The organism is Marinovum sp. E3, from assembly GCF_055755275.1.
Map to the genome: position 1 here is coordinate 811,709 of NZ_CM146908.1, position 24,941 is coordinate 836,649.

Annotated in this window: 22 protein-coding genes; 16 read left to right on the forward strand and 6 right to left on the reverse strand. The window is 65.4% G+C overall.

The window, feature by feature from the left end; genetic code table 11:
- Nucleotides 1–11 precede the first annotated feature (11 nt).
- The 4 genes from AC0J5K_RS04005 to AC0J5K_RS04020 form a co-directional block, all read right to left on the reverse strand.
- The gene (locus AC0J5K_RS04005) at nucleotides 12–752 is read right to left on the reverse strand and encodes a maleate cis-trans isomerase family protein (protein WP_074834545.1); all 741 of its coding nucleotides are present in this window, start codon (nucleotides 750–752) and stop codon (nucleotides 12–14) included.
- Nucleotides 749–1,915, reverse strand: coding sequence for a M24 family metallopeptidase (locus tag AC0J5K_RS04010; RefSeq protein ID WP_274565569.1), 1,167 nt, complete (start codon nucleotides 1,913–1,915; stop codon nucleotides 749–751). Before AC0J5K_RS04010 ends, AC0J5K_RS04005 begins: the two co-directional genes overlap by 4 nt.
- Nucleotides 1,912–3,060, reverse strand: a complete 1,149-nt coding sequence (locus AC0J5K_RS04015) for an amidohydrolase (protein WP_274565568.1) — start codon at nucleotides 3,058–3,060, stop codon at nucleotides 1,912–1,914. The genes AC0J5K_RS04010 and AC0J5K_RS04015 overlap by 4 nt, the downstream gene beginning before the upstream one ends.
- A gap of 153 nt (nucleotides 3,061–3,213) precedes the next feature.
- Nucleotides 3,214–3,678, reverse strand: a complete 465-nt coding sequence (locus tag AC0J5K_RS04020; protein ID WP_074834550.1) for an Lrp/AsnC family transcriptional regulator — start codon at nucleotides 3,676–3,678, stop codon at nucleotides 3,214–3,216.
- Between the two features lie 100 nt (nucleotides 3,679–3,778).
- Between AC0J5K_RS04020 and AC0J5K_RS04025 the strand changes: the two genes are divergently transcribed.
- Complete coding sequence (locus tag AC0J5K_RS04025; RefSeq protein ID WP_274565567.1) at nucleotides 3,779–4,840, forward strand: pyridoxal-phosphate dependent enzyme; 1,062 nt, start codon at nucleotides 3,779–3,781, stop codon at nucleotides 4,838–4,840.
- Between the two features lie 14 nt (nucleotides 4,841–4,854).
- Here AC0J5K_RS04025 and AC0J5K_RS04030 read toward each other — a convergent pair whose 3' ends face one another.
- Nucleotides 4,855–5,622, reverse strand: a complete 768-nt coding sequence (locus AC0J5K_RS04030) for an IclR family transcriptional regulator (protein WP_274565566.1) — start codon at nucleotides 5,620–5,622, stop codon at nucleotides 4,855–4,857.
- A 107-nt stretch (nucleotides 5,623–5,729) separates the two neighbouring features.
- Here AC0J5K_RS04030 and AC0J5K_RS04035 point away from each other — a divergent pair, with 107 nt between their 5' ends.
- The 11 genes from AC0J5K_RS04035 to AC0J5K_RS04085 all read left to right on the forward strand — a co-directional run bounded on the left by AC0J5K_RS04035 (nucleotide 5,730) and on the right by AC0J5K_RS04085 (nucleotide 19,694).
- Nucleotides 5,730–7,331 carry a GMC family oxidoreductase gene (locus AC0J5K_RS04035; protein ID WP_274565565.1) on the forward strand — a complete coding sequence of 534 codons (1,602 nt, stop codon included), beginning with the start codon at nucleotides 5,730–5,732 and terminating at the stop codon, nucleotides 7,329–7,331.
- Nucleotides 7,332–7,566: 235 nt separating this feature from the next.
- A complete protein-coding gene (locus AC0J5K_RS04040; RefSeq protein ID WP_274565564.1) occupies nucleotides 7,567–8,616 on the forward strand; it encodes a TRAP transporter substrate-binding protein in 1,050 nt (349 codons plus the stop codon).
- Between the two features lie 216 nt (nucleotides 8,617–8,832).
- Nucleotides 8,833–11,151: a TRAP transporter large permease subunit gene (locus tag AC0J5K_RS04045; RefSeq protein WP_074834554.1), complete on the forward strand. Its 2,319-nt coding sequence runs from the start codon at nucleotides 8,833–8,835 to the stop codon at nucleotides 11,149–11,151.
- 14 nt (nucleotides 11,152–11,165) lie between these two features.
- On the forward strand, nucleotides 11,166–12,473 hold the full coding sequence (gene hisD, locus AC0J5K_RS04050) for a histidinol dehydrogenase (RefSeq protein WP_274565563.1): 1,308 nt from the start codon (nucleotides 11,166–11,168) through the stop codon (nucleotides 12,471–12,473).
- A gap of 77 nt (nucleotides 12,474–12,550) precedes the next feature.
- Nucleotides 12,551–12,961, forward strand: a complete 411-nt coding sequence (locus AC0J5K_RS04055) for a universal stress protein (RefSeq protein ID WP_048530194.1) — start codon at nucleotides 12,551–12,553, stop codon at nucleotides 12,959–12,961.
- Nucleotides 12,962–13,248: 287 nt separating this feature from the next.
- The gene (locus tag AC0J5K_RS04060; protein ID WP_274565562.1) at nucleotides 13,249–14,298 is read left to right on the forward strand and encodes a LacI family DNA-binding transcriptional regulator; all 1,050 of its coding nucleotides are present in this window, start codon (nucleotides 13,249–13,251) and stop codon (nucleotides 14,296–14,298) included.
- A gap of 26 nt (nucleotides 14,299–14,324) precedes the next feature.
- The gene (locus AC0J5K_RS04065) at nucleotides 14,325–15,593 is read left to right on the forward strand and encodes a sugar ABC transporter substrate-binding protein (RefSeq protein ID WP_048530196.1); all 1,269 of its coding nucleotides are present in this window, start codon (nucleotides 14,325–14,327) and stop codon (nucleotides 15,591–15,593) included.
- A 51-nt stretch (nucleotides 15,594–15,644) separates the two neighbouring features.
- Complete coding sequence (locus AC0J5K_RS04070; RefSeq protein ID WP_074834560.1) at nucleotides 15,645–16,715, forward strand: carbohydrate ABC transporter permease; 1,071 nt, start codon at nucleotides 15,645–15,647, stop codon at nucleotides 16,713–16,715.
- Nucleotides 16,715–17,596, forward strand: a complete 882-nt coding sequence (locus AC0J5K_RS04075) for a carbohydrate ABC transporter permease (protein WP_048530200.1) — start codon at nucleotides 16,715–16,717, stop codon at nucleotides 17,594–17,596. Before AC0J5K_RS04070 ends, AC0J5K_RS04075 begins: the two co-directional genes overlap by 1 nt.
- 10 nt (nucleotides 17,597–17,606) lie before the next feature.
- Nucleotides 17,607–18,602 carry a glycoside hydrolase family protein gene (locus tag AC0J5K_RS04080; RefSeq protein ID WP_274565561.1) on the forward strand — a complete coding sequence of 332 codons (996 nt, stop codon included), beginning with the start codon at nucleotides 17,607–17,609 and terminating at the stop codon, nucleotides 18,600–18,602.
- A 6-nt stretch (nucleotides 18,603–18,608) separates the two neighbouring features.
- A complete protein-coding gene (locus AC0J5K_RS04085) occupies nucleotides 18,609–19,694 on the forward strand; it encodes an ABC transporter ATP-binding protein (protein ID WP_074834563.1) in 1,086 nt (361 codons plus the stop codon).
- A 10-nt stretch (nucleotides 19,695–19,704) separates the two neighbouring features.
- Here the strand turns inward: AC0J5K_RS04085 and AC0J5K_RS04090 are convergent, their stop codons facing one another.
- On the reverse strand, nucleotides 19,705–21,168 hold the full coding sequence (locus AC0J5K_RS04090) for a sulfatase-like hydrolase/transferase (RefSeq protein WP_074834565.1): 1,464 nt from the start codon (nucleotides 21,166–21,168) through the stop codon (nucleotides 19,705–19,707).
- A gap of 125 nt (nucleotides 21,169–21,293) precedes the next feature.
- Between AC0J5K_RS04090 and AC0J5K_RS04095 the strand changes: the two genes are divergently transcribed.
- The 4 genes from AC0J5K_RS04095 to AC0J5K_RS04110 all read left to right on the forward strand — a co-directional run bounded on the left by AC0J5K_RS04095 (nucleotide 21,294) and on the right by AC0J5K_RS04110 (nucleotide 24,940).
- Nucleotides 21,294–22,214 carry a Bug family tripartite tricarboxylate transporter substrate binding protein gene (locus AC0J5K_RS04095; protein ID WP_274565560.1) on the forward strand — a complete coding sequence of 307 codons (921 nt, stop codon included), beginning with the start codon at nucleotides 21,294–21,296 and terminating at the stop codon, nucleotides 22,212–22,214.
- A 63-nt stretch (nucleotides 22,215–22,277) separates the two neighbouring features.
- Nucleotides 22,278–22,751, forward strand: a complete 474-nt coding sequence (locus AC0J5K_RS04100) for a tripartite tricarboxylate transporter TctB family protein (RefSeq protein ID WP_074834568.1) — start codon at nucleotides 22,278–22,280, stop codon at nucleotides 22,749–22,751.
- A gap of 3 nt (nucleotides 22,752–22,754) precedes the next feature.
- On the forward strand, nucleotides 22,755–24,245 hold the full coding sequence (locus AC0J5K_RS04105; protein ID WP_074834570.1) for a tripartite tricarboxylate transporter permease: 1,491 nt from the start codon (nucleotides 22,755–22,757) through the stop codon (nucleotides 24,243–24,245).
- On the forward strand, nucleotides 24,242–24,940 hold the full coding sequence (locus AC0J5K_RS04110) for a FadR/GntR family transcriptional regulator (protein ID WP_274565559.1): 699 nt from the start codon (nucleotides 24,242–24,244) through the stop codon (nucleotides 24,938–24,940). Before AC0J5K_RS04105 ends, AC0J5K_RS04110 begins: the two co-directional genes overlap by 4 nt.
- The last annotated feature ends 1 nt before the right edge of the window (nucleotide 24,941 follow it).

Consider the following 24,941-nt stretch of genomic DNA (forward strand, 5'->3'; position numbering starts at 1 on the left):
CGCGCGCGGCCTCAGCGCGGCCGGATCAGCGACCTGTCGCATCGCGCGTCGATCCCGGCCAGATGCAGCATATGCCAGGCCAATGCGAGGTTGCTCGAGATCACCGGCCGGCCGATCCGCGCCTCGGCCTCGGCCAGCACGTCCAGGCAGCGCAGGTTGGTACAGGCGACAAACACCGCGTCGCAGGGTGTCTGCGCCGCCACGGCCTCGACCGCGCGCAGGATCGATGCGCCGGTGATCCGCGCCACCACCCGGTCGTTGCCCTCCTCGAACGAGCCGAAGCCCGCGATTTCGATCCCCGCCAGTTCCAGCTTGAGGCGCATCAGCGACGAGACTTCGGCGACATAAGGTGTCACGAACCCCAGCCGCCGCACCCCCAGGGCGCGGCAGGCGGCAATGGTCGCGGCCAGCGGATCGGTGACCCTGGCGCCGGGGCAGGCGCGCTGCACCGCCAGCGCCACCCGGTCCGATCCGATCACCGTCGAGGCCGAAGTGCAGCCGAACCCGATGGCGTCGAAATGCAGCGCCGGGGGCAGCAGCCGGGCCGAGGCGGGCAGCGCCGCCTCCATGTGGATCAGCGTCTCGGGGCGGATCTCGGGCACCATGGCGATGCGCGTGTGATAAAGCGCAACCCCGGGCCGAACCACGAGACGGGGAAATTCATGCTCGAGCGTCTCGTCGGTCTCGAGCACGATCACCCCGAGATTGGCCCGCGTGCCGATGCCACCATCGGTGTCGAAATCGAGCTTCACGCGGCCGCTCCGATCACCGGAAGCTCGGGCGGCGCGCGCTCTGTCAGAAGCGCCGCCCCCTCGGCCCGCACCACGATGTTTTCCTCATGCACCATGATCCGCCCGTCGCCATAGCTCAGCGAGGGCTCCAGCGTCAGCACCATGTTCTCGGAAATCACGGTTTCGTCCCAGGCGGCGAGCGAGGGGCCTTCGGTGAGCTGCATGCCCAGCCCATGCCCCAGCCGCCCGATGTCGCCGCCGCTCTCGCCGATCACCGCCTGCATCGCCCGAAACACCTCGTGGCAGCTGGCGCCGGGGCGGGCGGCGGCAATCCCGGCCTCGGTGGCGCGCCAGAGCCGATCATGGGCGCGGCGGGCGGCGTCTCCGGGGGGGCCGATGGCGAAGTTGCGGTCGAAATCGCAGAAATAGCCGTCCCATGTGGCGCCGGTGTCGAGCATCAGGATATCGCCGCGTGCCAGCGGCCGGCGCGTGGGCGGCGAGATCACGTCGCGGTAGCCGCCGGTCTTGGCTCCGCCAACCAGATAAGGCACATCATCGGCTCCCTGCGCCAGCGCCGCGCGGCGAAAGGCGCGGAACAAATCTTCCAGCGGCTGGCCTTCGCGGGCGATATCCGCGACGCTTGCGAAGGTGCGCGATCCGATGGCGCAGATATGCGCGATCTTGGCGATCTCGGCTTCGGATTTCACCATCCGAAGCCCGCGCATGAGCGCGGTGGCATCGGCGATCCGGATCCCCGCCAGGCCGGCCCGCAGCCTTTCGTAATCGCCAAGCGGCATCCGGAGATAGGTCTCGTGGCCTTTCATCAGGCCCAGGGTCTCGCGCCGCGCGGCAAGCGGCGCGAGCAGTTCGGTCAGCAGACTGATGCCGTCGTCGCCGGGGGTGGGGGCGGGCCAACTGCGGATGTCGTCGAGCCAGGTGGCGCGCATCAGCGCGGCGCCGATTTCGGGAATGATCGCAACGGGTTTGCCCTCGACCGGCAAAAAGAGAAACCAGGGCCGCGTCGGGCTTTGCCAGAAGGCGGTGTGGAAACCGCTGAAATAGCGCACCTCGGCTTCGGTCGTCAGCAGCAGGCCCGCCAGGCCGGCGCGGGCCATGGCTGCCTGCGCACGGGCGGTGCGGGCGGCGTATTCCGCCGGAGCAAAGCCGCGCGGCGGCGCCGTCATGCGCCCGGCTCCGGTGGCAGCCGGGCGCGCACCAGCTGGACCCAGAGATCCGCGCCGATCGGCAGAAGCGCGTCGTTGAAATCATAGTCCGAGGCATGAAGCGGCTGGCCGTGTCGTCCGCTTTCGCCATTGCCGAGCAACAGGAAGCAACCGGGCCGGGCGGCGGCGAAATGGGCGAAATCCTCGGAAAAGCTCATTGGCTCACGGTCGCGGATCAGCGCAAGCCCCGCCGCCTCGGCGGCGCGATAGACCGCTTGGGCCGGCTCGGCGGCATTGATCGTCTCGACGAATTGCGTGTCAAAGGTGACCTCGGCCCTGATATCATGTGCCGCCGCCACGCCTTCGGCGATCTGCCGCATCAGCGCCTCGACCCTGAGCCGGGTCTCCGGCGACCGGGCGCGAAAATCGCCCTTGAGCCGGGCCCGGCCGGGCAACACGTTGCGTTGCCCGTCGGTCCGGAATTCGGTGACCGAGACCACCGCGCCGCTGCCCGGCGGCAGCTTGCGCGCGACGATGGTTTGCAGGGCGAGCACGATCTCGGCCGCCACGGTCAGCGCATCGACCCCGACCTGCGGCATCGAGGCATGGCCACCCCGGCCGGTGACCGTGATCTCGAACAGGGTTTCGCTTGTGCAGATCACGCCGGCGCGGGTCGAAACCTGGCCCAGCGGGGCGCCGGGCAGGTTGTGGAGGCCATAGACCTCGTCAAAGGCGGCCCGCTCCAGCAGCCCCTCATCCAACATCGCCTGCGCGCCAAGCCCGTGTTCCTCGTTGGGCTGAAACAGGAACACCACCGTGCCGTCAAATCCCTGTTCCCGTGCCAGCCGCTCGGCGGCGCCCAAGAGCATGGCGGTATGGCCGTCATGGCCGCAGGCGTGCATCACGCCGGGGCTGGCGGACACGGGGCCATGGGTCGCGGTCTCGGTGATCGGCAGCGCATCCATGTCGGCACGCAGCGCGATGGCCCGGTTGCCACGCCCCGCGCGCAGCAGGCCGACAACGCCCGCGCCTTCCTGCACCTCGAGGCCGAGCGCCCGCAGATGCTCGGCCACCAAGGCCTTCGTGCGGGTCTCGTGAAACCCCAGCTCGGGGTTGCGGTGCAGATCCTGGCGAATCCGGGTCAGTCGGGTTTCGAAATCACTCATGCTGCGGACATCCGGTGGTTTTCCCAGTGATACCGCGCAATTCTGCATCTTTGGCATCGAGTTTCGCCGGGTTTGACAGAAAAACTTGCACCAAACGGGCCGGTTCAGATGTCTTTCGCCTGCACGACGAAGTTATCGCTCAGTACTTTGGGCTCAGATCGGCAGGCTCAGGCCGATCTTGGTGCGTTCCATCGCCACCGAAGTGCGGAAGCGGCGGACGTTGGAATTCTCGAAAAACAGCCGATGGGTCAGCGCCTCGAAGTCCTGCATGTCCTCGGCGGTGCAGATCAGGATGAAATCGGCCTCGCCGGTGACATAATAACATTGTTGGACCTGCGGTTCGGCCTTGGCGCGTTTACGGAACAGGTCGAGCTGTTGCAGCGACTCGCGGTCCAGCTCGACCATCACGATAAAGGTCATCTTGCAGGCGAATTTCGCCTGATCGAGCACCGCGACCTCCTTGGCGATCAGGCCCGACGCGCGCAGCCGCTTCAGCCGCCGCTGCACCGAGGGCACCGACAGGTTGCAGGCCTGCGCCAGATGCTCGAGCCCGGCGCGGCCGTCGTTCTGAAGCTCTCTGAGGATTGTCAGGTCTGCCGCATCGAGATCGTCGTTCATGAAGAAACCTCTCGCTTCCTGCCGTCAACGTGAAAGAATTTCTCGAGTTTAGGCGGAAGAACGAAAATTGGAAAGCGGCGCCGCCTGCTAGAAACACCCCATGACCTTGTTTGAAAGTCCCGCGATGCCCGATGCCGACCCGCTCCGCTTCGATCCCGATGTGACCCGCGCGCTGGCGTTTTTTCGGGCGCAGCCGTCTTATGCCGTCTCGCCACTGATCGAAGTGACCGGCCCCGATGGCCTGGCCGTCTTGGTCAAGGACGAGACCGGGCGCATGGGGTTGGGCGCCTTCAAGGCACTGGGCGCGCCTTATGCCGTGGCCTGCCTGCTTGCCGAAGGCTGGAAGGCCGAGACCGGCGAAGTGGTGGCGCCGGCGCGGATGGCTGAGCCGGAGTTCCGCGCGTTCACTGCGCGCCATAGCTTTGTCTGCGCCAGCGCCGGCAATCACGGCATGGGCGTTGCGGCGGGGGCAGGCGCCATGGGCGCACAGGCGCGGATCTATCTGGCCAGGACGGTGCCGGAGAGTTTTGCCGACCGGCTGCGCGGTCTGGGGGCCGAGGTGGTGCGCGCCGGCGCGGTCTATGAGGACAGCGTCGCCGCCGCCAGCGCCGATGCCGCCCGCAGCGGAGCGACCTTGCTGGCCGATGGCACCTGGGAGGGCTACACCGAGATCCCGAAGTGGGTGATGGAGGGGTATTGCGTCATCGCCGAAGAGCTGCGCGCCGCCTTCGAGGCCTCTGGCGAGTGGCCGACGCATGTCTATCTTCAGGCCGGGGTTGGCGGGTTGGCCGCGTCGATGGCGCATATGATCCGGGCGCACTGGGAAAAACAGCCAGAATTGATCGTCGTTGAACCCGAAGCCGCCGCCTGTCTGCGGGCCAGCCATCTGGCGGGGGCGCCCCGGCGGGGCGAGGGGCCCGAGACCAACATGGGCCGGCTGGACTGCAAGGCGCCGTCGATCGTGGCTTGGGCGGCGCTCGAACGTTGTGATCTGCGCTATGCGGTGCTGAGCGATGCCGAAGCGCAGAACGCCAGCACGACTCTCTCCGCGCAGGGGCTGGCCACCACGCCCTCAGGTGCGGCGGGATATGGTGCGCTGTGCAAGCAGCCGCCGCGCATGGCGGCGCGACCGCTGGTCATCGTTTCGGAAGGGCCGGCCTGAGCCGTTGCCGCTGATCAGGTCTCAGGAAAGAGCGCGCCGCGCAGCTTGACGGCGGCGGTCTGAAGGGTCGACTTGCGGGCAATCGCCTGCGCCAGTGAAACCCGCTGGGTCGGCGCGTGAAAGGCCAGCGCCGCGACGAACCGCCCCTGGGGATCGGTGACCGGCACGGCGATCGCCACCATGCCCTCGAGAAATTCCTCGCGGTCGAGCGAATAATCCATCGCCGCGATCTGATCGAGCTCATCCAGCAGCAGGTCGGGCTCGGTCAGCGTCGTCTCGGTCATCCGCGTCAGCGGCAGCGCGGCCACGAATTTGGCCCGTGCGTCCGGCGCCAGGCTGGCCAGAAAGCATTTGCCGCTGGCGGTGCAATGGAACGGCACATTGGTGCCGACCGGAAACTGGATGCGAAAGGCCCAATCGGTCTCGACCCGGTCGAGATAGCGCATTCCGGTGTCCGCGGGCATCACGTAGTTCACCGTCTCACGCACTTCGCGCGAGACCTCGAGCAGGATCTGATGTCGGGCGATGTGATCGCGCGAGCTGTGCATCAGCCCCGACCCCAGTTCGCGCAACCGCCGCGACACCTGATACCGCCGATCCGTGCCCAGACGGGTCAGGAACCCGTTGTTCTCCAAGGTGGCGCAGAGCCGGTGCAGCGTCTGCTTCGGCAGGCCCAGCTCTTCGTTGATTTCCGTCGCGGTCATGGCCCGGTCGCTTTTCCCAAGGATTTCAAGGATCAGCAGCGTCCTCAGATTGGGCGGTATCCGGTCTTGGTCAGCCATCGGGTTTGTCTCGAACAAATTGTTTGTGGATTTGTACGCGAATCATTGTAGCGTGCATACGTGGTAAAAATCGAGACCCTTGGTCCCGATTTTTACGGGGGAGGAATATGGAATTCGATTTCGTCATTGTGGGCGCCGGGTCCGCCGGCTGTGCGCTTGCCAACCGGCTTTCCGAGGACGGGCGCTACAGCGTGGCGCTGCTCGAGGCCGGGCCGCGTGACACCAACCCCTGGATTCATATTCCGGTCGGCTATTTTCGCACCATGGGAAATCCGCGCAGCGACTGGCGCTATCGCACCGAGGCCGATCCCGGCATTGCCGGGCGGGCGATTCCCTGGCCGCGCGGCCGGGTGCTGGGCGGGTCGAGTTCGATCAACGGTCTGCTGTATGTGCGCGGCCAGCCTCAGGACTACGACGGCTGGGCACAGGCCGGTTGCCGGGGCTGGTCCTGGGACGAGGTTCTGCCCTGTTTCAAACGGGCCGAGCACTGGGAGGGCGAGGATCCGGACGGGCTGCGCGGGCGGAACGGCCCGCTTTCGGTCCAGACCTCGCGGCTCACCCGTCGGGTGGTCGACCGCTGGATCGAGGCGGCGCAGCAGGCCGGGTATCCGGCGGCGCGCGATTACAATGGCGCCGATCAGGAAGGCGTGGGCTATTTCCAACTGACCATGAAGGGCGGCCGGCGCTGCTCTTCGGCGGTGGCCTACCTCAAGCCCGCGCGCCGGCGTCACAATCTCACCGTCATCACCGACGCCCAGACCGAAAAGGTGCTGCTGGAGGCGGGCAGGGCGCACGGCGTACGGGTCCGCATCCGCGACACCTTTCACGAGATCCGCGCCCGCTCCGAGGTGATCCTGAGTGCCGGCGCCATCGGTTCGCCGCAGATCCTCATGCTCTCGGGCATCGGCGACGGCGACGAATTGCAGCGGCTGGGCATCGGCGTGCAGGCCGATCTCAAGGGGGTCGCGCGCAATCTTCAGGATCACCTTCAGGCCCGCCCGGTGTTCAAGACCGATCTGAGCACGATCAACATCGAAACCAGCAACCTGTTCAAACAGACGCGCATCGCCTTGCAATACGCGCTCACCCAGCGCGGACCGATGACCATGGCCGCCAGCCTGGGCACCGGCTTTCTCAAGACCGAGCCGCACCTGGAAACCCCGGATATCCAGTTCCACATTCAGCCGTTCAGCGCCGACAGCCCGGCCGAAGGTCCGCACCGGTTTTCGGCCTTTACCGCCTCGGTGCTGCAACTGCGGCCCGAAAGCGCCGGTCATTTGCGCCTGCGCTCGGCCGATATGGACGATCACCCGGCGATCCATCCGAATTACCTGGCCACCCCGACCGATCAGAAGACAATCGTCAAAGGTATTCAGATCGCGCGCAAGATTGCCGGTACGGATCCGCTCAAATCGCATATCATGGACGAACATGCGCCCGGCCCGGGCGTGGCCTTTGACGATGAGGCGGCCACGCTCGACTGGGCGCGGCGCACCGCGGTCACGATCTATCACCCGACGGGCACCTGCAAGATGGGGATCGATCCGATGGCGGTTGTGGACCCGAGGTTGCGGGTGCGGGGAATTGACGGGCTGCGTGTCGCTGACGCCTCGATCATGCCGCAAATCGTCAGCGGCAACACCAATGCCCCGGCGATCATGATCGGCGAGCGGGCCAGCGACCTGATACTGGAGGACACCGCAGGCTAGCAACAGGAGACACCAGCCATTCCGGCGGCCTGGCCCGAAAGGGGCGGTCGTCGGGATACGACGACAGAGCAAGACGGGCGGCGCTTTCAGGGAGGAAAGCCGCCCGGTGACGACACGGCCGATCCAGCGCCTTCATCTTCGGCCCGGATAATAATAAGCGGAAGGCAAACGCATCATGGGAGGAAAATTGATGTTCAGTCTCAAGACTTTGACCGTAGGGGCCGCAGCCCTTGCCATGACGGCCACGGCCGCTTTCGCCGAAACCGTGATCCGGGTGCAATCGGTGATCCCGGCGCAGGCCGACGAAGTGACCATGCTCAATGAATTCGCCGCCGATGTGGCGGCCCTGACCGGCGGATCGCTCAAGATCGAGGTCTTGCCTGCCGGCGCCGTCGTCGGCGTGCGCGAAACGCTCGATGCGGTCGACAGCGGGCTGATCGAGGGCGGCTTTGCCTGGACGCACTATTGGTCGGGCAAGCACCCGGCGGCCATGCTCTTCGGCTCGCCCGTGGCGGGCGCCGGTGTCGGCATCGACAATATCGCCTTTGTGTCCTGGTTCCAGTACGGCGGCGGCAAGGAACTCTATGACCAGCTCTGGGACGAGATGGGCGTCAACGTCAAGGGCTTCATGCTGCAACCGGTGGGGCCGGAGGCGCTCGGCTGGTTCAAGGAGCCGATCGCCAGCATGGACGATTTCCGCAAGTACCGATTCCGCACGCCGCCGGGCATCCCCGGCCAGACCTACAAGGATATCGGCGTCGCCTCGGTCGCCATGGGCGGCGGTGACATCCTGCCGGCGCTCGAGAAAGGCACCATCGACGCCGCCGAATGGTGCTGCCCCAAGCCTGACAGCGTCTTCGGCTTCCAGAAGGTGCTGAAGCATTACTACCTGCAAGGTCTGCACCAGGTGGTGGTGAACGCCGATCTCTACATCAACGGCGATGTCTATGATGGGCTGACCGACCTCGAGAAAAAGGCGCTGGAAGTGGCCGCCAATGCCTCGCTGTCGAAAGCCATGTCGTATCGCATCTACGAAAACGGCAAGGCGCTGAAGGATCTCACCGAGAACCACGGCGTCATCCTGCATGACACCCCCGAGGACTACTTCTCGGAGTACATGACCGCCGCCAAGGCCGCGCTGGAGACCAATGCCGCCGAAAACGAATTCTTTGCGGAAGTCTGGCAGAGCCAGAAGGATTTCGCCGAGATCGCGGTGCCGTTCTGGGCCGGGGCGCAGACCTCGAACGCCAACCTCGGCCGGGCCTATGCCGACAGTCTGAAATAGGCGTTCACCGGCCCCGGACCTCGATCCGGGGCCTCTGGACCACCCGACGCAGAGGCCCCGGTCCTGTTCGTGGCGGGCAGCAAAATACGCGTGACAGGCTCGAACGCCCACCCCGGACCTTGATCCGGGGCCTCGCCATCACCCGATGCAGAGGCCCCGGGTCCTGTCCGGGGCGGGCAGCAAGACACGTATGACATTCATGACAAGGGACGTGGCATGGCCGAAGAGGTACTCCCCGAAGAGCTCGATATCACCGACGAGTTGATCGCAGAGCGACGTGCCGAGGAACCGGGGCAGACGCCGGAGGACATGACCCCCTGGCAACGTCCGATCACCGCCACCATCGATGTCATCAATCTCTGGGCGGGGCGGCTGATCTGCGTGCTGATGGTGCCGCTGATCCTTGCCATCGTCTACGAGGTGTTTTCCCGCAACATGTTCGCCGTGCTGACCCAGAACGGCATGAACGAGCAGGCCATCGCCTGGGGTTTCGGCCCGACGCTCTGGGTCTATGACATTTCGCGGATGCTGGGCGGCGTGCTGTTCATGGCGGCCGCCGGCTATGCGCTGATGCGCGGGGTGCACATCCGCGCCGATTTTCTCTATCGCAACTGGTCCGACAGGACACAGGCGACGGTGGACGCGGTGCTTTATCTCGCCTTCTACATCCCGGCGATGCTGTTTTTCACCTGGGTCTCGACCGAATACTGGCTCAAGGCCTTCGTCTCCGGCGAACAGGCCAGCGACAGCACCTGGGCGCCGCTGCTCTGGCCGGCGCGCCTGGCCATGCCGGTGGGGGCCTTTCTGCTGCTGCTCCAGGGCTTCCCCGAGCTGTTCCGCGCCTTCCACAAGATGGGCAAGACGCGCGAGGAAAAGTTCCTCCGGGTGCTGCCCTTCTACTTTGTCGCGCTGCTGATCGTCACCGGCGCGGTGTTCTTTCCCGACGTGGTGCCGATTGCCGACTGGTGGACGGCGGCTTTCGGGCGCGAGGGGCTTTTGAGCGTCGACAAGCCGATCATCGGGCTGATCATGCTGGCGGTGATGCTGTTTGCCATCTTCGTGGGTTTCCCGATCTCCTTCACCCTGATCTTCCTGGGTTTCGTCTTCGGCACCTGGGGGGCGAATTTCAAGCTTGCCACCTTCCTGATGACCTTGCAGACCAATTCCGTGATGCTGTCCGACCAGCTGGTCGCGGTGCCGCTCTTTATCTTCATGGGCATCGTGATGGAGCAGGCCGGGCTGATGGAGCGGCTGTTCCAGGCGGTGCAGATGATGATGAGCCGGACCCGGGGGGCGCTGTTCATCGCGGTGCTCTTCGTCTCGACGATCTTTGCCGCCGCCACCGGCATCGTCGGCGCCTCGGTCACCATCCTCGGCATCATGGCGGCGCGGACGATGAACAAATCCGGCTATGACGTGCGGCTGGCGGCGGGCACGATCACCGCCGGCGGCACGCTGGGCATCCTGATCCCGCCGTCGATCATGCTGATCGTCATGGGGCCGGTGCTCGAGGTGCCGGTGACCGATCTGTTCCGCGCGGCGATCATTCCCGGCGTCCTGCTGGCGGGGCTCTATCTGCTCTATGCATTGGGCCGCTGCTGGATTAATCCAAATCTCGGGCCGATCCTGCCGCCCGAAGACCAGCCCGAAACCTCGCGCTTCTACCTGCTCGAGGTCATTCTCGTCATGGCGTCGCTGATCGTGCTGATCTGGCTGATCACGCGCGGCATCACAACCGGGTACGGCTTTTTCTTCGGCGCGCTGATCGTGCCGCTGGCCTGGATCGGCGTGATGTACGCGGTCTATGCCTGGCTGCACAATGCCAAGCCCGGCGGCTTCTATTTCTCTGACCTCTGGTACGAGTTTTTCATGGGGCTGGTGCCGCCGACAGTGCTGATCGCCTTTGCCCTGGGCTCGATCCTCGCCGGCTGGGCGACCCCGGCCGAGGCCTCGGCCTGCGGTGCCTTTGGCGCGGTGCTCTTGTCGATGCTCTATCGCAAGTTCACCATTCCCGGGCTCTACGACGCGCTGATCAAGAGCCTCGAGATCACCGTGCTGATCATGTTCCTGGTCGCGGCGTCGAACTTCTTCGGCGCGGTCTTTTCCAACCTCGGCACGCCGAAGATGCTGACCGAGCTGCTCTTGGCGCTCGACATGCCCCCGGTGCTGATCCTGATGCTGATCATGGCGCTGATCTTCCTGCTGGGCTGGCCGCTGGAATGGGTGCCGATCGTGCTGATCATCGTGCCGATCCTGATTCCCACCGTCACCTCGCTCGACCTCGGCTTCGAGAGCCAGAACGATTTGCTGATCTGGTTTGCCATATTGGTGGCGGTAAACCTGCAAACCGCCTGGCTCAGCCCGCCGGTGGCGCTTTCGGCTTACTTCCTCAAGGGTGTGGTGCCAGAATGGGACCTGCGCGACATCTATCTCGGGATGATGCAGTTCATGGTGATCCAACTCATCGGGCTGATCCTGATCTTTGTCTTTCCGCAGATCGCGCTCTGGCTGCCGAACTACATCTACGGAAACTGACGTGAGGACATCCGATGCCGCGCCACTATCTGAAGAAGGCGGATCGCACGCCAAAGACCGACGCGCGCGAGACCCATGACACCGTCGCGCGCATCCTGGACGAGATCGAAGCCGGCGGCGATGCCAAGGCGCTGGAGTATGCCGCGCGCTTCGACCGCTACGAGGGCAATGTGCTGCTGTCGCCTGACGAGATCGCGGCGGCCTGTGACCAGGTGTCCGACAGGCTCAAGGCCGACATCTGCTTTGCCCATGACAACGTGCGGCGATTTGCCGAGCTTCAGAAAAGCACGCTGACCGATGTCGAGACCGAGCTGACGCCGGGCTTTGTCACCGGGCAAAAGGCGATCCCGGTGGCGGCGGCGGGCTGCTACGTGCCCGGCGGGCGCTACAGCCACATCGCCAGCGCGATCATGACGGTGACCACCGCCAAGGTCGCCGGCTGCCAGCATATCACCGCCTGTTCGCCGCCCCGGCCGGGTGTCGGTGTGCCGCCCGCGATCATCTATGCCGCCCGGATCTGCGGCGCCGACCGGATCATGGCGATGGGCGGGGTGCAGGGGGTGGCGGCGATGACCTTTGGCCTGTTCGGCCTGCCGCCGGCCAATATCCTTGTCGGTCCCGGCAACCAGTTCGTCGCCGAGGCCAAGCGCATCCTGTTCGGCCGTGTCGGCATCGACATGATCGCCGGGCCGACCGACAGCCTGATCCTTGCCGACGGGCAGGCCGATCCGCATATCGTTGCCACCGATCTGGTGAGCCAGGCCGAGCATGGCTACAACTCGCCGGTCTGGCTGGTCACCGACAGCCGCGCTCTGGCCGAAGACGTGATGGCCCGCGTCCCCGACCTGATCGCCGATCTGCCGGAGGTGAACCACGAAAACGCCGCTGCCGCCTGGCGCGACTATGCTGAGGTGATCCTCTGCGCCGACCGCGAGGACATGGCCGCCTGTTCCGACGATTATGCCCCCGAACATCTGACCGTTCAGGCCGCCGACCCCGACTGGTGGCTTGACCGGCTGACCTGTTACGGGTCGCTCTTTCTTGGCGAAGAGACCACGGTGTCTTACGGTGACAAGGCGGCGGGCACCAACCATGTACTGCCGACCTCGCGCGCGGCCAGTTACACCGGCGGGCTGTCGGTGCACAAATACATGAAGATCGTCACATGGCAGCGCGCCACCCGCGACGGGTCCAGGGCGGTGGCCGAAGCGACCGCCCGGATCTCGCGGCTCGAAGGAATGGAGGGCCATGCCCGCGCTGCCGACGTGCGGCTGGCCAAGTACTTTCCCGACGAGGAGTTCGACCTGTCGGCCGATGGATGACCCCGCCGGGGCGGGGCGGTGCGTGACCCTGGCCGCGCCCCGAGCCCCGGTACAGCCGCAGACCCAAGGAGACCGATATGTACAACAAGATACTGGTGGCCATGGCGCTCGATCACGGGATTTCGCCACAGATGCTCGAGATTGCGCAGGCGCTCTGCAATCCCGGGGCCGAGATCGTCGCTCTGCATGTCTTCGAGGCGCCGCCCTCGTCGGTCAGCGCATATCTCGGCGATGACGCGGTGCGCGACGGGTTTGATCGGGCGCGGCAGCTGATGGCGGAAAAGACTGCCCATATCGAAGGCATCACGGCCAGAATCGTGCGCGGCCACACCTATCGCACGCTGATCGATTATTCCGCCGACCACGGGGTCGATTGCATCGTGATCGGCTCGCATCAGCCGGATTTCAGCGATTATCTGTTGGGCTCGACCGCCGCCAGAGTGGTCCGCCACGCGCCCTGCGCCGTGCACGTCTTCCGCAGCAGCTGAGCGTACCGCAGACCCCCGAGACAGGCGCACCACCTGCCGGCTCCGCTGCGATTTTTGCATGGGTCTCCGATCCTTGAACCGCACACCCGGTAGCCTTGGGGGTGCGGTGCTTGCCATGTGGGCTGTCGCCGCTGGCACATCGGACGAGCGTGAAAGCCCGGCATTTCTCGTCACACGCAGGCTTTGTGGCATCTGAAAAAGGTTGACTCAGCCGGGACGCATCCCGTATGACACCGATGTCATGACACCGGTGTCATAATTGATGACGCACTTCAGGAGGGGGCAGGGTGGCAACCATTTACGACGTCGCGAAGCTGGCCGGAGTGTCGCCAAAAACCGTTTCGCGGGTTCTGAACGGTGACGCCCCGGTCAATGAAAAGACCCGCACCAAGGTCGCTAGGGCCATTTCCGAACTGGGCTATGTTCCGTCTCAGGCGGCGCGGATGATGCGGTCCAGTCGGTCGGGGCTGATTGGGCTGATCACGGGCGCGATTTCTGCCACGCCCCATGGCACCGAAACCCGCGGCCTGCCCGACATGCTGATCGTTCAGGCGATCCAGCGCGAGATGGCCGAGCGGGGCAAGATCCTGATGATTGCCGACACCGGCGGATCGCCGTCGACCGTGCCGATGCTTGCCGCGACCTTTGCCCAGCACCGGGTCGAAGGATTGATCTATGTCGCCGACCATCACCGCGCCGTCGATCTGGATCTGAGCGGCGCGAATTGCCCGACGCTGCTGACCAATTGCTACGACGATCGCGGCACCCCCTGCGTCCTGCCCGACGATGCCGCCGGCCAGCAGGCGCTGGTGGCGCGGCTGATCGCGGCCGGACACCGCCGGATCGGCTTTCTGACGCTGGATCAGGCCATGCCCGCCGGTCGGTTGCGTCTCGAGGGCTACAAGGCCGCGCTGGCCGAGGTGGGGCTGCCCTTTGATCCGGTGCTGGTCGAGGCCGGCTATGTGATCGGGCGCGAAATGCAGAGCGCGGCGCTGACCGAGGCGCTGGAGCACCTGCTCACACTGGACCAGCCGCCGAGCGTGATCTGCTGCGGCAACGACGAAATGGCGATGCGGGTCTATGGCCTGCTGCGCAGCCGGGGCCTGCGGGTGCCCGAAGATATCTCGGTTGCGGGTTACGACGATCATCGCAGCATCGCCGAGATGCTGCACCCGCATCTGACTACTGTCGAGCTGCCCTACATCGACATGGGCCGGCACACGGCGGCACGGCTTCTTGACATGATCGGGGGCGACGTCCCCGCATCCGACGATCCCCTGCTGGTGCAGGGACCGGTCGTCTGGCGGTCCTCGGTGACCGCTCTCACCGAACTCTGAATGCAGTCTCACGGGAGGAGAACTTTATGCAACGCACGAAACTGACCCTTGGCGCGCTGGTCGCGTCCACCGCCCTGGCCGGCATGGCCAGCGCCCAGACCGAGTTGACGCTGTGGTATCACGGCGCCGGCAACGAGGTGGAAAGCAACATCCTGGGCGGCATTATCGAGGATTTCAACGGCGCGCAGGAGGACTGGCAGGTCACCGTCGAAAGCTTCCCGCAGGAAAGCTACAACGACAGCGTCGTCGCCTCGGCCCTGGCCGGCAATCTGCCCTGCATCCTCGATGTCGACGGGCCGGTAATGCCGAACTGGGCCTGGGCCGGCTATCTTCAGCCGCTGCCGATCAGCCAAGAGGCAATCGACGGCCACCTGGACGCCACCATCGGCCGCTGGGATGGCGAGATCTATTCGGTCGGTCTCTGGGATGCCGCCGTTGCGCTTTATGCCCGCCAGTCCACGCTGGACGAATTGGGCCTGCGCACCCCGTCGCTGGAAGAGCCCTGGACGAAAGAGGAATTCATGGGCGCGCTGGAGGCCGCGAAGGCCTCGGGCAATTATGACTTCGCGCTCGATCTCGGAACCGCCTGGACCGGCGAATGGTATCCCTATGCCTTCTCGCCCTTCCTGCAAAGCTTTGGCGGTGACATTGTCGACCGGGACGGCTATCAGACCGCGGAAGGCGCGCTGAACGGCGAGGCGGCCATGGAATTCGGCGCATGGTGGCAATCGCTGTTTGCAGAGGGCTACGCCCCCGGCACCAGCCAGGATCCGGCAGACCGCGACAGCGGCTTCATCGAGGGCAAATACGCCTTTTCGTGGAACGGCAACTGGGCCGCGGCCAACACGCTGGCCAGCGTCGAGAACGCGGATGACGTGGTATTCCTGCCGGCGCCCGATTTCGGCAACGGCTCCACCATCGGTGCCGCCTCGTGGCAGTTCGGCGTATCCAGCGCCTGCGAGCATCCCGAAGGTGCGGCGGCCTTTGTCGAACACGCGCTGCAAGACGAATACCTCGCCGCATTCTCGGACGGCATCGGCCTGATCCCGGCCACCAAGGAGGCCGCCCAGATGACCGAGAGTTATGCCGAGGGCGGCCCGTTGGCGGTGTTCTTCGACCTCTCCGCCGAACAGGCGCTGGTGCGTCCGGTCAGCCCCGGCTACGTGGTGGCCGCCAAGGTGTTCGAGAAGGCGCTTTCCGATATCGCCAATGGCGCGGATGTGGCCGACACGCTGGATGCCGCAGTGGACGAGATCGACGACGATATCGAGGCCAACCAGGGCTACGGCCACTAAGCCCCATCGGGGGTCGCCGTGGCGGCCCCCACCCAACCCCGAGGGACTCTCATGTCTAGCAAGCTGACACGGTCGAACCGTGCCGGGTGGCTTTTTGCGCTGCCGGGCTTCTCGCTCCTGTTTCTGTTCATCATCGTGCCGTTTTTCTTTGCCTTCTGGCTTTCGCTGACAAATCAGCGGCTTGTCTCGCCCAACCCGACCGAGTTCGTGGGGCTGAAGAACTATGCCGATCTGCTCAGCGTCTCGGTCCTGACGTTGGAGCCGGAGCGTGACGAAGCGGGAGAGATCCGCCGCGACGATGACGGTGCCATCGCATATCCCCGGGTCCGCAGTATCACCCGTTCGGACGAGTTTCCGCAGTATCGCGGCATGCGCGAATGGTTCCGCTGGCACTGGGGCGACAAGGCCAAGGTGGTGATCGCAAGCGACGTGGTCTTCATGAAGGCGCTGGTCAACACGTTGACCTTCGCGCTGTTCATCGTGCCCTTGCAAGGCGGCGGGGCGCTGCTGCTTGCCCTGCTGATCAATCAGAAGCTGCGCGGCATCAATGCCTTCCGCACGATTTATTTCATGCCGGTTGTGATCTCGATCGTGGTGATCTCGCTGCTCTGGCGCTTTATCTATTCCGGCAACGAAGGGCTGTTGAACAACATCCTCGAAGCGCTGACCTTTGGTGCCTTCACGCCCGTCGACTGGCTGGGCTCGACCGACACGGCGCTGGGATCGATCATCGCCATGTCGGCCTGGCAGGCGGTGGGCTTTCACATGGTGATCTGGCTCGCCGGGCTGCAAACCATCTCGCCCACGCTCTATGAGGCGGCGGCCATCGAAGGCGCCAGCAAGTGGCAGACCTTCCGCTATGTCACCTGGCCGGGGCTGCGGAACACCGCCGTTCTGGTGCTGATCGTCATCACCATGCAGAGCTTCGCGGTCTTTGCGCAGATCGACGTGATGACCAATGGCGGCCCGCTCGATTCCACCCAGACGCTGGTCTTCCAGACCGTTGAACGCGGCTATGGCAAGCAGGACATTTCCGGGGGCGCGACGATCTCGGTCATCCTGTTCCTCATGGTCCTGATGATTTCGGCCGTTCAGGCCTTTCTGACCCGGGAGCGCAACTGATGGCCCTCGTCACCTCCGACAACCGCGGCCTGCGGCTGGCAGCGCGCTACGCGACGCTGATCCTCGTGGCCCTCATCTTCCTGTTCCCGCTGGTCTTCATGGTGGTCTCGAGCCTGAAGCCCGATCAGCAGCTTCTGGCCGACACCTCGAGCATCCGCGCCTTCCTTCCGGTGGGCGACATCAGCCTCGACAATTATTACAAGGCCTTCGACCGCGCGCCTATCGGGCTGTTCATGATGAACTCGGTGGGGATCACCATCGTCACAGTGGTGCTCTCGATCCTGCTCTGTTCGCTGGCGGCGTTTTCCTTCGTCTTTCTCGACTGGAGCGGGCGCGGCGTGCTGCTTTCGGTGATCGTCGCGACCCTGATCATCCCCTTCGAGACCATCGCGGTGCCGCTTTTGCTCTTTGTGTCGAAACTGCCCTGGATCGGCTGGGAGGGGCTGGAGTTCGGCTGGCTCAACACCTACCGCGTGCAGGTGATCCCCTGGATCGTCGATGCGCTGACGATCTTTCTCTTCGTGCAGTTCTTCAAGGATCTGCCGCGCGAACTGATCGAGGCGGCGCGGGTGGAGGGCGCAAGCTGGTTCACCGTCTACCGCCGGATCGTCATGCCGCTCTCCGGCCCGGTGCTGGCCACCGCCGCCATCCTGAAATCTCTGAAGATGTACAACGAGCAATACCTCTGGCCGCTGATCGTGGTGCAGGACGAGGCGCATCGCCCGGTCATGGTGGGCTTGGGCTACTTCTTCCAACTGCAAATCGCCTGGGGCGAGGTGATGGCCTATCTCACCCTGATCTCCGTTCCGGTCATCGCCTTCTATCTTGTCATGCAACGCGCCTTCATCTCGTCGATCGCTTCGACCGGTGTGAAAGGCTGAGGAACTCACTATGACCATCGCACTCGAAAATCACTGGATCTGGGACAGCTGGTACGCCCACGATGGCGCCCGCTGGCACGGATATTTCCTGAAGGCGCCCAAGTCGCTGGGCAACCCCGACCTGCGCCACTTCAACGTGAGCCAGGGCCATGCGGTCAGCGACGATCTGGTGACCTGGGAGCACTTGGGCACCTGCCTGACCCCCTCCGAGGGGCCTGCCTTCGACGATTACACCACCTGGACCGGCTCCGTGGTGCAGGACGGCGATGGTCTCTGGCACCTGTTCTACACCGGCACCGCGCGGGCCGAGGACGGGCTCTATCAGCGCATCGGCCATGCCACCTCGCACGATATGCACAGCTGGGAGCGGGTGGAAGACGGGCTTTGCCTCGATCTCACCGGGCCGAATGCCCGGCACTACGAGGCGGATCACGCCAAGGGCTTCTGGCACGACCGCGCGATGCGCGACCCCTGGGTGATGCACGACCCCGAGGGCGCGGGCTGGCTGATGTATTTCACCGCCCGCGCGCCGGACATCAAGGAACCCAACGCCGGCGGCGCCGTGGGCTTTGCCACGTCGCCCGACCTCAAGACCTGGACGCTTCAGCCGCCGGTCTTTACCGGCGGCTTCGGCCAGTTGGAGGTGCCGCAGGTGTTTCAGCACCAGGGCCATTGGTTCTGCCTGTTCTGCACCGCTGCCGAGCATTTCAGCAAGGCGCAGGCCGAGGCCACGCCCAGCGGTCCGGTCACCGGCAACCATTACCTGATCGGCGAGGGGCCGCGCGGCCCGTGGAAGATCGCGCCCGGCAATTTCCTTGACGGCGCGCTGCCCTGCTTTCGCTACGCGGCGCGGATCGTGGACACCGGCGAGGGGCTCGTGATCCTCGGGTTCAACGACTACGCGCCGGATGGCGAGTTCGGCGGCTTCGTGCTCGATCCCGCGCCGGTCACCCTCGACGACAACGGGCTGCTCCGCGTCGAGCAGCCGCCGAAAGCTGCGGAGTAAACGGCTATGGCAACTCTGAAACTCACCGACATTCGCAAGAGCTATGGCAACGCCTATGTCATCAAGGGGGTCGATCTGGAGATCGAGGACGGCGAGTTCACCGTTTTCGTCGGCCCGTCGGGCTGTGGCAAGTCGACCCTGTTGCGGATGATTTCGGGGCTCGAGGACATCACCGCCGGCACGCTCGAGATCGACGGTCAGAGGGTCAACGACCTGCCGCCCAAGGAACGCGGCATCGCCATGGTGTTCCAGTCCTACGCGATCTTTCCGCATATGACCGTGCGCGAGAACGTGGCGTTCGGGCTGACCATTGCCGGCGCCTCCAAGGCCGAGAAAGAGGAAAAGGTGGCCGAGGCCGCCCGGGTTCTCCAGATGGAGCATCTGCTCGACCGTCGGCCCAGCCAGCTTTCGGGAGGCCAGCGCCAGCGGGTTGCCATCGGCCGCGCCATCGTGCGCAAGCCCAAGGTTTTCCTGTTCGACGAACCGCTGTCGAACCTCGACGCGGCGCTGCGCATGGACATGCGGATGGAGATCGGCAAGCTGCACAAGCACCTGAACGCGACGATGGTCTATGTCACCCACGATCAGGTCGAGGCGATGACGCTGGCCGACAAGATCGTGGTGTTGAAGGACGGCAAGGTCATGCAGGTCGGCACCCCGATGGAGCTGTTCCACGAGCCCGCCAACCGCTTTGTCGCAGGCTTTCTCGGGGCGCCGTCGATGAACTTTCTCGAGGTGTCGGTCGACGCGCGGGACGGCCGCGAGGCACGCGTCTCGAACGCGGCGCTGGAGCCGCTTGCCGTCGCTCACAAGGGCCGGATCGATGGTCAGCCGCACGCGGTTCTGGGCATCCGGCCGCAACATGTCTCGGCCACCGAGCCGGGGCGCGGCCTGCTGCATGGCACCGTCAACCTGTCGGAGCGGCTGGGCACCGAGACCGTCGTCGACATGACCCTGAAGGATGGCACCAAGTTCATCGCCGCCTTTGACGAGGATCGGATTTTCGAGCCCGGCGAAGCCATCGACCTGGAGTTCGACCCCGCCCGCGCGCATCTTTTTGCCGCCGATGACGATCCGGCGGCGCCGCATTGACCTCTGGCGGTCAGTGCCCGCTGGCGAGATAGCGGTTGCGCTCCGGTGACGGATCGCGCCAGCGCAGATGTTCCGCCGGGGCGGTCGCGCCGACCCAGCTTCGCAGGAGGGCGTTGCGTTGCTTCGCCCTCTCTTGCGCGCGGGCAATGGCGGCGGGATCCCAGCCCTGCATCAGCACGGCGGCGAGTTCGGCGACCAGCTCGGGGCGTTGGGTTGCGAGGTCGGTCAGCTCATCCGGGTCGTCCCGCATGTCAAAGAGCTGTGGCGCATAGCCATCGTACCAGCACAGCTTGAACCGGTCGCGGCGCAGCATCCGGTGGCGTTGCGGGCCGGTGCGGATGTTCATCAGGCCGCCATAATAGCTGGCGGTGACCTGGTTGTGCCAGTCGGCCCGTTGCATCAAATCGCGCCCGATCTGGCCGGGCAGGGGCGCGGCGCCGCTGCGCGCCAGCAGCGTGGCTGACAGGTCGCAGAGGCTGACCACGCGATCATCCACCGCGCCGGCCTCGATCCCGGGGCCGGCCAGGATCATCGGCACCTTGGCGCTTTCGTCATGAAAGGTGCTCTTCCACCACAGGCCGCGCTCGCCAAGCGCCTCGCCGTGATCCGAGACATAGATCACCAGGGTGTCCGCGCGGGCCGCCACCTTGTCGATCGCTCGCCCCGCCAGACGGTCGATCATCCGCACCAGCCCGTAATAGGCCGCCCGGCTGCGCATCACGGCATCCTCGGGCACGGTATCCACCGCGCCGGCTTCGGCCCATTCGGCAAGGGCGGGATGTCGGGTCGCCGGTGCGGCCAGGCGCGGCGGGCCGACCCCGGGCGCAATCGCCCGGTAATCCTCCGGCGTGGCGATATATGGCGGGTGCGGGCAGAACAGGCTGACCAGCGCAAAGAACGGCCGGCCTTCGGCATCGCGCCGGGCGATCACCTCGTCCAGCGTGCGTTCGGCCATTTCGGTGACCGCGTGGTCATAGGCCTGATACGAGGTCTCGCCCATGCCCGACCCCGGCAATTCGGCGCCGCGGTTGCCGCGCGCCCCGGTGAGTGCGCCGATATCCGGCGCCCCGGCGCCGGGCCAGCCGGCGCCGATATCGCCGATCGGGCGGGCGCCAAAACCGTGGTGCTGATCGGGGCCGTAAAAGTGCATCCGCCCGATCAGCCGGGTGTCATACCCGGCGGCACCCATGGCATGGGCAAGGGTTGGGATGTCGGAGGGCAGGAAATCGTCGTTGCTGCGCACACCCGAGACATGCGGCTCGAGCCCGGTGAGAAAAGCCATGCGCGAGGGCACGCAGAGCGGGGCAGGGCAATAGGCATTGCTGAACCTTGTGCCGCGCGCGGCCAGCGCATCGAGGGCCGGCGTCTGTGCCGCCGGGTCCCCCGCCGCGCCAAGCGCCCGGGCCGCATGCTGATCGGTCATCACCAGCAGGATGTTCGGTTTTTCGGTGGTGTCGGATATTGGTCTGGACAATTTGAGGTTTTCCCTATATCGGTTGGTCCAATATGCCATAAATTGGCAAATTTTCAATGTGGGAGGACGGAATATTGCTTAATACACGAAAATTCATTGCGATCTTGGGGCTGGGTGTCGCAGCTTTGGCCCTTCCGGTTGGACCAATTGGCGCCGGCGCGGCCCAGGCGCAGGATTTCCCCGCCAAGCCGCTCGAGGTCATCGTGCCGTTCAAGCCCGGCGGTCGGACCGACGTGGTGGCCCGTCTGATCGGCGACAAGATCCAGGAAAAGGGCCTGCTGAGCCAGCCGATGGCGGTGGTCAATGCCGATGGCGGGGCCGGGGCCAATGCCGTCAACCGGATGCGCCGGGGCGATGACGATGGCCACACCATCGTGCATTGGCACCACCAGGCGCTGATCGCCATGGCGATGGGGCTGGGCGATTTCGGGCTCGAGGATTTCAAGTCGATCGGCTACACCGGCGGCGGCAGCCCGGTCTGGGTGGTCAGCGAGGACAGCGAATTCGACACGCTCGAAGACCTGATCGCGCATCTCAAGGAAAATCCGCGCAGTCTGATCGAGGCGGTGGGCATCGGCACCATTCCGCATTTCGTTGGTGCCATGCTGGCCAATGAAGCCGGCTTCGAGACCCGCTACGTCACCGCCAATTCCGGGGCCGACCGGCTGCGGCTGGTGCTGGGTGGCAATGCCGATATCGCGCTCTTTGCCGCGTCGGAATATCTCGCCCAGGGCGAGGGGCTGAAAGCGCTGGTCTATTTCGGTCGCGAGCGTCTGCCCGACATGCCCGATGTGCCGACCGCGACCGAGCTGGGCTATGACGTGAGCTGGGCCAACCCGAACTGGTGGCTGGCGCCGGCCTCGACCCCGGATGCCCATGTGGCCGAGCTGGCATCGGCGCTGGAAGCGGCAATCAATGATCCCGAGATCGTCGAGTATTTCCGTAACAACACGCTCGAGCCCTATTGGACGCCCGGAGACGCGGCCATGGCCGATGCCGAAAAGCAGCTCGAGGCGTTGAAGGCCGTGGCGGCCACGATCAACTGATCCCCGCGCCGGCGGGCCGGGCTGTGGCCCGCCGGCGCGATGCCTGAGAGGGGAGGCCGAGCCTTGCGCGACGCGACACGCCAGACCATCGCCGACGTCATTCTCGCCGCACTGGTGGCGGCGGGGGCGGCGCTATTGTTCATCGGTGCGGCCGAACTGCCGCCGCCGCGTTTCGAGCCGCTGGGATCGGCGGCGCTGCCGCGCATCCTCGGGACGCTGCTGATCTTTTTCGCGGTGATCCTGGTGATCCGCGCCCTGCTGCGTCTGCGCGCCGGGCAGGCCAGTGCGGCGGCACCCTCCGGCGCCGATCCACGGCGCGGCGCGCTGGTCTTCGTCGCCCTGGTGCTTTATGTCGCCGCGCTCGATTTCGGCCGCATGCCCTTCGTGCCCGCGACCACCGTCTTCGTGACCGCCACCGGCCTCGTCATCGGCGCGCGCAGCTGGGTGAACCTGGCGGTCTTTGCCGCCGTCGGTCTGGTGCTGTCGCTGGCGATCTCGACCATCCTCGAACGCTTTCTCTATATCTCGATCGGCTGACCCATGCTTGACGCCTTCCTCGCCCTCGCTGAGTGGCAAAATCTGCTGTTTCTGGCCGTCGGCACCGGTCTCGGCATCGTCGTCGGCGCCATTCCGGGCCTCACCGCATCGATGCTGATCGCCCTGACCCTGCCGCTCACCTTCCACATGGATCCGGTGAGCGCGGTGACCCTGTTGATCGGCGAATATGTCGGCGGCATTTCGGGCGGGCTGATCACCGCGATCCTGCTGAGGATGCCCGGCACGCCGGCCTCGATCGTCACCACCTTCGACGGCTATCCGATGGCGCAGAACGGTTTTGCCGAACGCGCGCTCGCGCTGGGCATCATGGCCTCGGTGGTGGGCGGCATCATCTCCTGGGGGTTCCTCGCCGGCATGTCTCCGGCGCTCGCGCGCTTTGCCCTGCAATTCGGACCCTGGGAATATTTCACCCTGGTGCTGATGGCGCTGGTGATGCTGGCGGTGCTGTCGCAGGGCTCGATGGTCAAGGGGCTGATGGCCGCCGCGCTGGGCATGGCCTTTGCGCTGCCCGGTATCGACAGTTCGATCGGGCAGGCGCGGCTCACCTTCGGCTCGAGCGCCATGCTGTCGGGCTTCGGGCTCTTGCCGGTGCTGATCGGGGCCTTTGCGATCAGTCAGATCCTGCGCGATGCCGCCACGCCGCAGGAAAGCGGCAGGATGGACATGCCCAAGTCCAAGCTGCCGATCTATCGCAGCGATCTCGGCTATGCACCCAAACTGCTGCGCGGCTCGGTCATCGGCACCTGGATCGGCCTGCTGCCCGGCATTGGCGCAAATATCGCCGCGCTGGTGTCCTATTCCACCGAAAAGCAGCTCTCGAAAGAGCCCGAGAAGTTCGGCACCGGGCACGAGCCCGGCGTTGTGGCCGCCGAAAGCGCCAACAATGCCTCGATCGGCGGCGCGCTCATCCCGCTGATCACCATGGGCATTCCCGGCTCGGTGACCGAGGCGATCCTGATCGGCGCGCTGACCATCCACAATCTGCAACCGGGGCCTTTGCTGTTCCAGAACGCGCCCGAGATCGCCTATGGCATCATCGCGGCCTACCTGGTGGCCAATGTACTGATGCTGATGCTGATGTGGGGCGCGGTGCGCTACATTGCCCGTATCGTGCAACTGCCGCGCTCTGGGCTGATGGCGGTGATCCTGGTGTTCTGCGTCACCGGATCCTATGCGGTGAACTCCAGCTTCTCGGATGTCTGGGTGATGATCGGCTTTGGTCTTGTCGGGCTGGGGCTGGAATATTGCCGGGTGCCGCTCGGGCCCTTTGTCATCGGCTTCGTGCTCTCGCCCATCGCCGAAGAACAGCTGCGCGCCTCGTTGATGATGTCCGACGGCAACCTGGCAGAGATCCTGACACGGCCCTATGCGCTGCTGTTCCTGGCGCTGGCCTTGATCACGGTGATCTGGCCTTATATCGCGGCGCGCCTGGGCGCCCGGGCGCGGGCCAAGCAAGCGGAGGAACCGTCGTGAATTTCCTGAACCTGCCAACCGGAAGCCGCCGGTATCTCGAGATTGCCCGCCACCTGGCGGGGGAAATCGAAAAGGGCGAATATGCCGCCGGCGAACGCCTGCCGCCGGAACGCGAGCTGGCGCAGACCCTCGACGTGAGCCGCACCACGGTCCGCGAGGCGCTGCTGGCGCTGGAGATCATGCAGATGATCGAGATCCGCGTCGGCGCCGGCGTCTTCGTGCGCGATGCGGCCTCTCGCGGCGCGGCGCCGATCTACGAGCCCGATGCCGCGCCGCCCTCGGCGGTGCTGGCCGCCCGCCGTCTGATCGAGGCCGAGACCGCCGCGCTGGCCGCCGCCCATGCGACGCCCGAGCAGATCGCGCTGATGGCCAAGACCAATGACGAGCTTGCCGCCAACATCGACAACGTGGCCGCCTTCGACGCCGCCGATGCCAAGTTTCACGATCTCATCGCTCAGGCCGCAGGCAATGACGTGCTGGCCGGCTTTGTCGGCCATCTCTGGCGGATGCGCGAGAGCGAGATGTGGGCCTTCTGGTACGATCAGACCCGTCACCCCGACAACCGCCGCCGTTCGGCCGAGGATCACCGGGTGATCCTGCGGGCCATCGAGCGCGGCGCCTCCGACGCCGCCCGCACCGCGATGCAAAGCCATCTCGACGTGCTGGCCGACCGTTTCTACACCCTCAAACTCTGAA